The sequence below is a fragment of the Paenibacillus apii genome, assembly GCF_011043685.1.
GTDB classification, from domain to species: domain Bacteria; phylum Bacillota; class Bacilli; order Paenibacillales; family Paenibacillaceae; genus Paenibacillus_AQ; species Paenibacillus_AQ sabinae.
Genome location: NZ_JAAKGU010000008.1, coordinates 246,594 through 257,313, shown reverse-complemented (window position 1 = coordinate 257,313; position 10,720 = coordinate 246,594). Strand labels below are relative to the sequence as shown.

The 10,720-nt window shown below is 49.3% G+C and carries 12 protein-coding genes; 6 read left to right on the top strand and 6 right to left on the bottom strand.

The genetic code is table 11. The features are described from left to right. Positions 1-27: 27 nt before the first annotated feature. From G5B47_RS17735 to G5B47_RS17715, 5 genes are all read right to left on the bottom strand, one after another. The gene (locus G5B47_RS17735) at positions 28-651 is read right to left on the bottom strand and encodes a class I SAM-dependent methyltransferase (RefSeq protein WP_165100727.1); all 624 of its coding nucleotides are present in this window, start codon (positions 649-651) and stop codon (positions 28-30) included. A gap of 15 nt (positions 652-666) precedes the next feature. Next, the gene (locus G5B47_RS17730; RefSeq protein ID WP_165100724.1) at positions 667-1,191 is read right to left on the bottom strand and encodes a hypothetical protein; all 525 of its coding nucleotides are present in this window, start codon (positions 1,189-1,191) and stop codon (positions 667-669) included. Between the two features lie 11 nt (positions 1,192-1,202). Beyond that, complete coding sequence (locus G5B47_RS17725) at positions 1,203-2,342, bottom strand: ParM/StbA family protein (protein ID WP_165100721.1); 1,140 nt, start codon at positions 2,340-2,342, stop codon at positions 1,203-1,205. Positions 2,343-2,369: 27 nt separating this feature from the next. Further along, on the bottom strand, positions 2,370-2,651 hold the full coding sequence (locus tag G5B47_RS17720; RefSeq protein WP_165100718.1) for a hypothetical protein: 282 nt from the start codon (positions 2,649-2,651) through the stop codon (positions 2,370-2,372). 102 nt (positions 2,652-2,753) lie between these two features. Beyond that, a complete protein-coding gene (locus tag G5B47_RS17715; protein WP_165100716.1) occupies positions 2,754-3,338 on the bottom strand; it encodes a hypothetical protein in 585 nt (194 codons plus the stop codon). 182 nt (positions 3,339-3,520) lie between these two features. On the opposite strand from G5B47_RS17715, the gene G5B47_RS17710 reads away from it, so the two are divergent. The 6 genes from G5B47_RS17710 to G5B47_RS17680 all read left to right on the top strand — a co-directional run bounded on the left by G5B47_RS17710 (position 3,521) and on the right by G5B47_RS17680 (position 8,531). Continuing rightward, positions 3,521-4,711: a cell wall-binding repeat-containing protein gene (locus G5B47_RS17710; protein WP_165100713.1), complete on the top strand. Its 1,191-nt coding sequence runs from the start codon at positions 3,521-3,523 to the stop codon at positions 4,709-4,711. Positions 4,712-5,230: 519 nt separating this feature from the next. Beyond that, positions 5,231-5,938 carry a response regulator transcription factor gene (locus G5B47_RS17700; RefSeq protein ID WP_165100707.1) on the top strand — a complete coding sequence of 236 codons (708 nt, stop codon included), beginning with the start codon at positions 5,231-5,233 and terminating at the stop codon, positions 5,936-5,938. A gap of 67 nt (positions 5,939-6,005) precedes the next feature. Beyond that, complete coding sequence (locus G5B47_RS17695; RefSeq protein WP_165100704.1) at positions 6,006-6,206, top strand: hypothetical protein; 201 nt, start codon at positions 6,006-6,008, stop codon at positions 6,204-6,206. A gap of 132 nt (positions 6,207-6,338) precedes the next feature. Beyond that, the gene (locus tag G5B47_RS17690; protein WP_206107419.1) at positions 6,339-7,082 is read left to right on the top strand and encodes an ABC transporter ATP-binding protein; all 744 of its coding nucleotides are present in this window, start codon (positions 6,339-6,341) and stop codon (positions 7,080-7,082) included. A gap of 2 nt (positions 7,083-7,084) precedes the next feature. Then, positions 7,085-7,831, top strand: coding sequence for an ABC transporter permease (locus tag G5B47_RS17685; RefSeq protein WP_165100698.1), 747 nt, complete (start codon positions 7,085-7,087; stop codon positions 7,829-7,831). Positions 7,832-8,144: 313 nt separating this feature from the next. After that, positions 8,145-8,531 (top strand): YmaF family protein, encoded by a 387-nt coding sequence (locus G5B47_RS17680; RefSeq protein WP_165100695.1) that lies wholly within the window; start codon positions 8,145-8,147, stop codon positions 8,529-8,531. Positions 8,532-8,633: 102 nt separating this feature from the next. Here the strand turns inward: G5B47_RS17680 and G5B47_RS25390 are convergent, their stop codons facing one another. After that, entirely contained in the window at positions 8,634-10,682 is a 2,049-nt protein-coding gene (locus tag G5B47_RS25390) for a LuxR C-terminal-related transcriptional regulator (protein ID WP_206107418.1), read from the bottom strand. Positions 10,683-10,720 lie beyond the last annotated feature (38 nt).

The window sequence follows — 10,720 nt, the reverse complement described above, 5'->3', positions numbered from 1 at the left end:
GGGACAGCTCCCTTTTGTATTCCTATTTTATTTTGACGGCTTATCGGGATTTAACACGAGACTGCGGACGATCGAACCCATTAACGGTACATTTTCCTCGATGCGCAAACCCGCTTTTTCGATATTTTGCAGCGTTCTGCGGTTGATGTTGGCGCCCGAAATGCGGACAGTGACCGGATTAAGAACATCCATGACTAATCCAAGCAGCGGCTGCTCGCTGCGCATATGCTCGAGCAGAAGCACTTTCCCGTCCGGCTTGCACACTCTTCGGATTTCCTTTAAGCCGGCTATCGGGTCCGGCACCGAGCAGAAGACACAGGTCGCAACCACATAATCGAATGAATTATCGGGAAAGTCCAAATGCTGGGCATCCATCTCCAGGAGAGTTACCGGAAAAGGAGTGTGGAGCGCTTTTTGTTTGGCATATCTAAGCATGCCCGGACTGAAATCTATTCCGGTAACGCCTGCGGCACGGGGCGGATAATAGGACAAGTTCGCTCCGGTTCCAACACCAACCTCCAGCACCTCGCCTTCAGCCTTGCTGAGCAAATCGGCCCGCCATTCTTTTTTGATCATCCGTTCCATTACATCGAAGATCCCCGATATCCGGTCATATCGTTTTCTGATGATGTCTGTCCGGTTTGTCTTCATACTTTATGACCACTCCTAATCTTCGTCGAGAAAGAATCCTACGAGTTTGTTATGGTAGGAAGTGCTGATCCGAAAGGAATCTTGGCCAGGTGGAGACGCCGCATGATCTGGTTCAGTGCGCCCCGGGACGTCAACCTTATTCCCCGTAATTTGGGAATGGATTTCCGGCTGCGACGGTTCGGGAGACGATGGTTCAATAGACGAAGGCATTGGCGACGTCGCCCAATGATTTGAAAATGGCAGGGGCATCGTGCCCCCGGCCAGTTGCGAAATCCAGTTCGTGAGCAAATGCTTCGTAAACGGATGATTGAACCAATCCAGCTGTTCCTCGGTAAGATGCTCCGGCAGAGGAATGAGGATATGCGGCTTTTCCTTTAGGGATGCCCGATTGAGCGATTCGATCAAGAGCTGCGATATTTTGTTGCTGAAGGTTCGATCACCGGTTTGTTTTAGTTGTTCCAAATAATCAAGAACCGCCTGCGGGGTATTTTCCGGCAAAGTAATGGTTATCGTATGGAATTGCGGTAACGATGAGTCCATTCCTGGACCACCTACTCTGCAGAAGCGGCCACTTGTTCATTTTTATATTGAAGGTAGACAGCCAGTAATTTGTAATATGCCCTTGCAATCATCCAGATCGAATCCTTCGTTCCGACAAAGCGAAGCGGGTAGCCTTCTTCCTGTTCGTTAATCTTCTCAAGGTAAGGTTTAAGCAGCAGGGAACCGCCGCCGATTTGGTAGGAGACACGGATGTCGGGTACCTTGTTCCATGAGCTCCGGATCAGTTTATATTCTTCACGGGCGATTTTGACCAATACTTCATCCACGATGGACTGAATGCTGAACCGTTTGCCTCTGAACCAGACCACATTGCGTTCCTCTTTGTTGACCGAAGTAATGACTTCGACCAGCTGCTGCCGGTTCAAGAACCGGTATCCGATCTCGTGCTGGACCCGTTCGATGATTTCATCCAGATAGGGGGAGACCCCTTCCTTGATTCCATCCGAATAAATGTTATCCACGGTTCCGTCCTCATGAATAATCGCGGCATCGGTAGACAGCCCGCCAATATCATTAATGAGTACTGTCATCCGCGTCAATTCCTCGTTGCGGACCGACCCGTCCTCATTCGTCGTCAGATCGATTAACGCAACATGACCTTCGATATTCACCAGCACTTCTTCGAATGTTAATTTTACCACTTTTCCACCGATTTCCGGAGTCGTTTTGAACCGTATTTCATGAGCATTTTCTATTAGCTTAGCTTTAAACGTTTTGCGCTTTCCCCGCTTCGCTTCACTTAACGGCAGCCCCGTTGAAAGATAATAGATTGCTTCGATGATTCCATCCTTGTCGTGCAAGGCTTGAGCGGCGTCATAGGCGAGTGCGGTCAGCAGCATAATGACGGGTTGATCGGCCTCCGATTTTTCACTGACCGTCGTGAGTTCGTCATTATGAGCGTATCCTCCGGCCAGATTGCCGACAGCATAAATTCCCCGCCCGTGCTTAAGTGCACCCGAAATGATCTCAACGTGGAGACCGTCCAGGGGACGCTTTTCAAATTCCACAATGTCCCGGGATGGACCGATTTCGGCGATTACATTCGGAATATAGATTTCCTGATCCAGCCCTTGAACATAGGCTTTTAGCGCATCGTTGCCGATATCTACCGCGGCTTGCCTGATACTCATGTCAATATCCTCCCTTAATGGCTTGTCCTACTGCTTATTATCCAAAGAGACGGCAGTTTCACCAAAAAAGTTCCGCTTTACATAGTCGAGTGCAAGGCTGTTTTCGCGCTGCTCCGCATGGCGGTCTTGAGAGTCTTGAGGCGGGATGATGTTCTCAGAGCGGAGCTCGGGCGGGTGGTTCCGGTTAGCAGCATGGGTATACAAATCAAAAAATCTCAAAATTCCAATGGCAACTGTAACCAAGGTAAGAAGGATGAAGAGGAGAAGAAAAAAAGAAATGGAATCTGCAAACCATTTGTTGAAAAGCAAGACGGTTCATCTCCTTCGATACCGGATTTTTACATATTTCTATACTTAATTTACCAGTTAATTATGTTGAATTTATGTAGATTTTTAGTAGATAGCCCGGCATTATTTCATGTTCATCATCGAGTGGCTTGGATGCTTAGGATCTGGAAGAGAAGGGCCGGATGTAATGCCCGCGGTATAAAGGATGAGGAATGCGGCGACAGTAAGAAACATAAGGGAAGGGGTCCGAAATATCCAGTTGGAGCGTTTCAGTAAGGGTTCCTCGATTTGGCCTTGGAGCATAAGCGTGTGAACAAATTGGAGGAAACCGCAAACGGCCATAAAAATAAAGATCACCCGATTCCACTCGGACGAAGGCAGCATCACCATTAGCATCGCTCCCATCAAGCCGGCCATCATGCCGGATAATGCTCCGTTCAGAAATGCTCCGACAGAGATTAGAGAGCCGATTATTCCTCCAGCAAGGATGCCGATCAGCACACTGGTCAACATGGAGAGGAAGAGATTTGCTGAAAATGCGGCGCCAACAATTGTCCCTCCGCCAAAGCCGATAACCATCCCGCAAGCCATTGGTGTAATCATTGCAATAGTGCCCGTAATGGCAAAGCGGAACCGGTAGATAAAGCCAAGCGACCAGCAAGCCATAAAAGCGTAAAAGACAGCGGCAATGATCCATTTTGTTGACATGAGCAAAAACCCCCTGCTTGTTTATATTTTATCGTATGTGGCTTGGGTTAAAGCGCATGCCTGCCTTTTTCGAGGCTGACTCCAATCTAATAATCATTATTAATATATATTGATTCCACATCATTTCTACATATTTTTAAGTTAAAGTGGTATTAATTTAAAATTAAAAGCGGAGGTAAACGATGAAAAAAGGTATAGCGGTAGTAAGCATTACTTTAGTACTAAGCGCAGTCCTGGCCGGCTGCCAAATCGGGAATAAAGCGCCGGAGCCGGCGGCTCAAGATACCGGCACAGCATCGGTAGCCGTCCCTTGGGTGGGCACAAAGAACACGACGCGGATTAATACATCCGATCCAGTTGAGGCAGCCGTACTGGTATCACGGACCCTTTGGACAGCGGTATCTGACAGCAACAGACCGGCAAGCGTCGTGTTGACGGATGTTAGCAACTGGCAGATTGCGGCCGTGAGCACCGATTTGATTCACCATCCGAGCAATGGTCCGGTTCTATTCTTCGAGAAGGACAAGGTACCTGAAGCTACGCTCGCGGAAATAAAGCGTTTGAAGCCGATTGGCGCGGAAACCAACGATAACATCCAAATTGTCATTGTGGGTCCCGTCTCGGCCGGTGTTGAAGAACAGATAAAAGCGCTCGATATGAAGACGGATAAAATCGAAGGAGATGAGCCGGCCGCTGTCGCCCAGGCGATCGATACGTATTATGCCAAAGTGGCGGGTGAACTGCCGCAGGCTGTGGTCGTCGGCTCCATGGACAGTCCGGAATACACGCTGCCTGCGGTAAACTGGATCGCCCATATGCCTGAACCGCTGCTGTACGTCAAGAAGGACGAAATTCCTGCCCCGACCGTAGAGGCGTTGAAGAATCGCGGGGGCAATGCGGCTATTTATCTGATCGGACCCGAATCGGCTGTGTCCGTAGATGTGGAGAATGAGCTGAAATCCTATGGAACGGTAACCCGTATTTCCGGTAATGATCCGTATGCCAACTCGATTGCTTTTGCCCGGTTTAAAGACGAAGGCACGAAGTTTGGCTGGGGAATTACCACGCCTGGGCATAACCTCTCGTTTCTGACTCAGGAAGACCCTATGCTGGCCATTGCAGCGGCTCCGTTCTCGCATCTTGGCAAGCATGCTCCGCTGATTTTCACCAATAAGGACGGCATGCCGGATTCGGTTATGGAATATGCAATGACTCTTCAACCGAAATTCCAGGATTCTCCGGCGGAAGGCCCGTACAATCACGCCTGGATCACAGGCGACAGCTCGGCCATTTCAAATACTGCGCAAAGCGAAATCGATGATATGCTGGAAATTTCGCCGGCCTCGGGCGGCAATCCGCACACAGGGCATTAATCCACCCCAAACTCTCTTTACAAAACAAGCTGACACCAGTTAACGCCGGATCGTCAGCTTGTTTTTTTATACTTGGAATATTGCGATCCTGACCAAAGTACATCATTACCTCAACTTTTCAACATATTTTCTCCATACTCCTTTCTTAGAATAAAAGTATAACGTTTGACCCTGAAATGAAGAGATTGAAATCAGATAAAGTAAAGTGAGGTAATCACGATGAGCTGCTGCGGAAATCATAACGATGGAAACCAACATAACAGCAACAATAATGAGGAACACGGAAAGAGCAAGAAACATAGCCTTTTGATGAAATTATGCTGTATCGTCCCGATTGTTCTAGTGGCTGTTCTGATGATTGCAAATACTGTGAAAGGAGCATCCGGCAATTTATTGACTTACGGCCTGCTTCTGCTCTGTCCCCTGTCCCACCTCGTACTCATGCCTCTGATGATGCGGAATAGGAAGCATTGAGGAACACCACAGATTGATCAATAGAGAACAAAGAAGGTGGGGGTTATGTCGAAACTTCAAGTGTTGATTGTTGATGATGAATGGAATATGAGGAACCTGCTTCGGATTTATTTGATGAAGGAGGGTTTCCAGATTAAGGAGGCGGCTACGGGCCTTGAGGCGTTGTCCATGGTCAAGAAGCATTCTTTCGATATCATTTTACTGGATGTCATGATGCCCGATATGGATGGCTGGCAGGTATGCAAGGTGATCAGAGAAACCGAGACGGTCCCAATCTTAATGCTGACGGCGCGAACGGAAACCAAGGATAAAATCCATGGCCTCGGGATCGGAGCAGACGATTATTTAACCAAACCCTTTGATTCCGAAGAGCTCCTGGCCCGGATGTACTCTTTAATCCGCCGGTCCACGATTACACAGACTTCGCAGCCTCAGCAGCTTGCACTGGAATTTCCGCAAATGACGATATTCCCTGATGCGCGGGAGATTCGAATTCAGGCGGAGCTTGTGGATTTTACACCGAAGGAGTTCGATCTCCTTGTTCTATTGGCCCAGTGCCGCCAGCGCGCGTTCAGCAGGGAGGAGCTCGTTGAAAGGCTGTGGGGATTTGATTATGAGGGTGAGGTCCGGGTGGTGGATACCCATATCAAGAACATCCGTGAAAAGCTCCAGAAGGCGGGGATGACATACAACCCGATTCAAACGGTATGGGGAGTTGGCTATAAATTTTTTGTATCCGGAGAACAAGAGTGAGGAGACGACTCACCGGGTTGCTCTGAAATCCGTTTTGCCGTGGAAATAGAATTGGGGAGGGAAGCGCATGAAAAAAATAGAGTGGCTGATTGCCGTGTTTTTTATAGGAATGGGTTTAACATGTATGAGCATTTCGGCGCTTTCTTTCCAGAGAGATTCTTTACTCCAGGTAAGCGGCTATATAAAAACATTCTTCATCTGTGCCATTGTGTTGATCGCTTTCCTGTTTATGTTTGTCCGATGGATTCGTGTTCGAAAAAAGCCTTGAACATAGTTTAGGAAACTTCACAGCATCGCCTCGTAAAGGCGGTGTTTTTATTTTTTTCCTAATATTCTCATATCTTTAAGTGCTATAATCATGAGATCGATATCTTTCTCTGGGAAAAAGGAGGATCGGAATTTGAGCGCTCTATTTGAAATACATAACTTGGCTAAATTGAATTGGGATACCGGGGAAGGGGCTTCCAAGTACATCTTTTCCGGTGTATCGGCCGAAATCGCCGGGCCGGAGCGGATTGCCCTTATCGGCGCTTCGGGACAAGGAAAAAGCACGCTGCTGCGGATCCTGGCTCTGCTGGACGCGCCGGATGAAGGCGACTTGCTGGTTAATGGGACTTCATATAAGAATATGAATGTGCGGCAGTGGAGAATGACCGTATCCTATGTCGCGCAGCAATCGGTAATGCTGCCTGGAAGCGTGGAGGATAACCTGCGAACGGTCAGCAGGCTTCACGGGAACGCCTATGACTCCAAGCTGGCGGAACAGCTCTTGCAGAAGCTTGGACTGGACTATCTGGATCTTGGTAAAACGGCGGAAGATTGTTCAGGAGGAGAGAAGCAGCGGATCTCTCTGATCCGGTCATTGCTGCTCCGGCCGCGTATTCTTTTGCTGGATGAAATTACGGCTTCGCTCGATATTAACAGCACGCAGAAGGTCGAATCGCTGCTGACAGATTGGCATTTGAAAGAGGGGACCTTGTTGATATGGGTGACCCATGATCTGGAGCAAGCCCGCCGAATCAGTAACCGAGCATGGGTGATGGGGAAGGGAGAACTGCAGGAACACAGCAGCGACACCTTGTTTGCTGAGCCTGCCGCCGTTTTAGCGAAAAAGTTCATACAATCCTTGAAAGGAAACCGCTAAATATGACATTAACCGCACTCAGTTTCACGCTGCTTTTTGTAATGGGAACGATGCTGGTCTCGATCTGGCAAAAGCTTGGCCTGGAAAAAGACATCGCGATTGGCACCGTACGCTCGGCGGTTCAGCTTCTGGCGGTCGGCTATGTGCTGCAGTTTATTTTTCATACCGGACATATTGTCTATATTCTCATCATTATTGTCACTATGATATGTGTAGCCTCATGGAACGCAGCCAAAAGAGGAAAGGGACTGCCGGGGCTGCTGTGGAGGATTGCGCTGGCCGTTGCCGCTTCGGAGATTATGATGATGGGTATTCTCCTCGGACTGCATATCGTCAAGGCTACGCCGCAGTATATTATTCCGATCAGCGGCATGACGATTGGGAACGCGATGGTGGTCTCCGGGCTGTTCATCAATCAGATCAAGCAGGAAATCAGGCGCAGCAAGGGAGAGATCGAGACACTGCTGTCGCTCGGCGCAACGGCCCAGCAGGCGATGCAGGAGGTCAGGGCAAGGGCTGTTAAATTCAGCATGATTCCTACAATTGACGGAATGAAAACCGTGGGCCTTGTGCAGCTTCCGGGGATGATGACCGGGATGATTATCGCCGGAGCAAATCCGATCGTTGCCGTGAGGTATCAGATTCTGATTGTTTTTTCCTTCACCGCATCTGCCGCGATTACAAGCATGCTGCTGAGTGTGCTGATTTACCGGCTCTTTTTCACGGCGGATTTACGTTTGAAGCTGTAATCCAAAAAATCTCCCCATTTCCAAATCGGAAGTGGGGAGTTGTTTTATTAGACGATTTTTCTGATCTTGATTTTTCTCATTTCCCAATGTGACCGATCGGGCCCAAGCATCCTCCCGTTAGCTGTCAGTTGATTTAAGCCGCGGCTCCAAAGTCGAATAGAAGTCTGTGAATCGAGTTCAAGCGATTTGCAGGCTTCTTTTTCGTTGCCATTCATAACAGCAGCAATAAGCCTAACGTTTCAACGAATGCCTATAACCTTAACAGGATGATTGACATAATTTACAACAAGACCACTTAAAAGGAGTTGCTACTTTGAACAACATTCCTGTTAAAGGATACTTTCTTAACCGAAGGGAGTCTTGCAACGAGCATTCCCATGATGTTTACATTACTTCTTGGGACGGTCGCCCGGTGTATCACGTTCACCCTTTTTCGGGTGTGACCTCTTATGATGATGGACATGTACATCAATATGCGGGTGTTACCGAGCCTGCTCCAACAGGTGTCCCTCACGTCCATCGTTATTTTACCATGACGTCGGTAAACCAGGGGCATACTCATGTCATCCAAGGGGTAACAGGTCCGGCAATTGATATTCCGGGTGGCGGGCATATCCATTACTTCGAAGGAGTTACGACGGTAAATGGCAGGAGACCGCATACGCATCATTACAAAGGTGGTACAGGTAAGGACAGCTAATCCGAATCGCTGAAACACCGCCGCTGCACGTTAGTTCAATTAACCGCCAAAGAGCTTCCGAATCGACCGGCGGCCCTTTGTACATAAAGAAGTAAATTTAACTCAGGAAGGGAACTTCTTGGCAAGCTGAATTCGTTTTGTGATTCCCAGCTTGGCGTAGATCGAGATGAGATGTTTTTTTACGGTGATTTCCGAGATATAGAGGGTCTTCGCCACCTCCGAATTGGAGCATCCGGCGAGAACGAGCCTTACGACTTCCTTTTCCCGCTTGGTTAGCAGCTGTTCACCGTCCACGGCCGATTCCGCAGCTTCCGCTTGGGCCGGTTCGGCTGGCGCCGCCGGCTTCTTAGGATCATTTCCCTGCCACGTAAGACCCGCGCGGTAAAATAACCGCTCCAGGAAGTCCTGAAGCTTCGCGCCCCTAGTGTCTACAGCATAAGTGGGTGTCGGAGTGACCCCGTCATAATTAACGTGAGTGGCTCCTTCAACGGTATGGAAGCCGAAGCCTCTATACACTTTCCTGCTGATTTCGCTCCCAAAGGGCGAACTAACAAGAATTCCGCCCCGGAACATATAGGAATAAATTAGATAAATGCCGGCCGTCCGGATCGCCGGGTTGAGCAGATCGGAGTAATACGTGCAGCGCATAAACCATCCTGCCGGCCGTTCGGGCAGCGTTTTCAGTTTGTCCTTTTCTTCCCCGGTTAGGGAGGCCAGGTACGGTGAACACAACGGGTCACTTTCCAGCCACGGAAGTGTGTCCGAGTGCATCGGGATGACAACGAACAGAGCAGCCGCTCTACCATTCTCATCGCGCAGAAGCTTGATCGAAGACGGGTCGAGAGCAAAGACCTCGGATAAATCCACCGGTTTGATATGCTTGCGAATTTCCTCGGCGCTGTATTCAATGGCATAAGTGGCCCCCGTTTCGGGATCGACACCAACCCCGCTGATGGGCTCAATATGATTTTCTCTCCAATTCGCAAAAGCTGCGGCGTCCGCAAGGGTAGATGGTGTAACCGTTTCCCAATAATAGGTCCGCTGCTGCTCCTGTCCGGACATGAGCGCCCTGGCCACCTCAATACCGGTATACCGGAATAATTCGCTGACTTCCCAATCCTTTTCCGCATAAGGCGCGGCTAACAATGAATTGGCATAATACTGGGCTGCGCGCTGCTTAAGCCTTTTAAACAGGCCGGGAGCCCGGTTTTGCAGCCGCAAGCGAATGTACTCGCGCAATAAATCGTGAAGCTGCCAGCCCCGCTCGGACTTGCGCACAAAAGAGAGGGAGATCAGCCGGTTAAAGGCTTTGGAGGATACCTCTTCGTCCATGATAAAAGTCAGAAGCTCATGATGAAAAAGTTGAAGCAGCGAAGCGGCATCCAGCAAGGTTCTTAATTCCGGGTCCGGAACCTCACGCAGCCACAGCTCAATAACATCGTCAAAATAATCGCTTCCATAGGCCGGACTGGAGGGAGAGTAAGCGGCTGCGGCCAGTGAAAGGGACAGGGGATGACCTTTGGTACGGTCCGAAAGCTTCTCCACAAGCACCGGATGATGAATGCCGCATTTCTGCAAATATTCGCTGCAATCCACCGGGTTTAAATAATGAAGCTCCAGTTGGCAAATGCGTTCACGCAATGCCGGAGATACGATCCATCTTCCTTTTAGCGGATGCCGGCCAGCAAATAATAACAGCGTTCTATTCGGGAGCCCCGGGAAAAAGATATCCCGCAGCCATGATTCCAGCTCCGGCATTTCCTCAAAGGTGTCGAAGGCAAGGACTAGCCAGCGCTCCGAGGTGATGCCTTGAATGAGCTTCATCAGCCCGTCCAGAAGAATGGGTGCCGAATGTACGGTGCTTGAAATCAGTGAAAGATGCTTGAATATCGCTTCGACAAGCCCTTGTTCTGTATGTATAAAGTCATTGCTGTCGATTAGGACGAAAAGGGCATCCATTTGCATGGACCATGAACGGCACAGCCGCAGATAAGTGCTCTTGCCAATCCCTCCGGTGCCGTACACATGCAGGATTCGGCAAGCCGTGTCACAGCTCTCTTGCAGAATATGGGTAAAGGTTCCTGTCTCCGTGCTTCGGCCTACAACAAATTCAAGCTCTCTTTCCTCAATGCCGGTTAGTTCGACGGTCAATCCCCACTCACCACCCTGTAATTCCTTTTATATCCAGT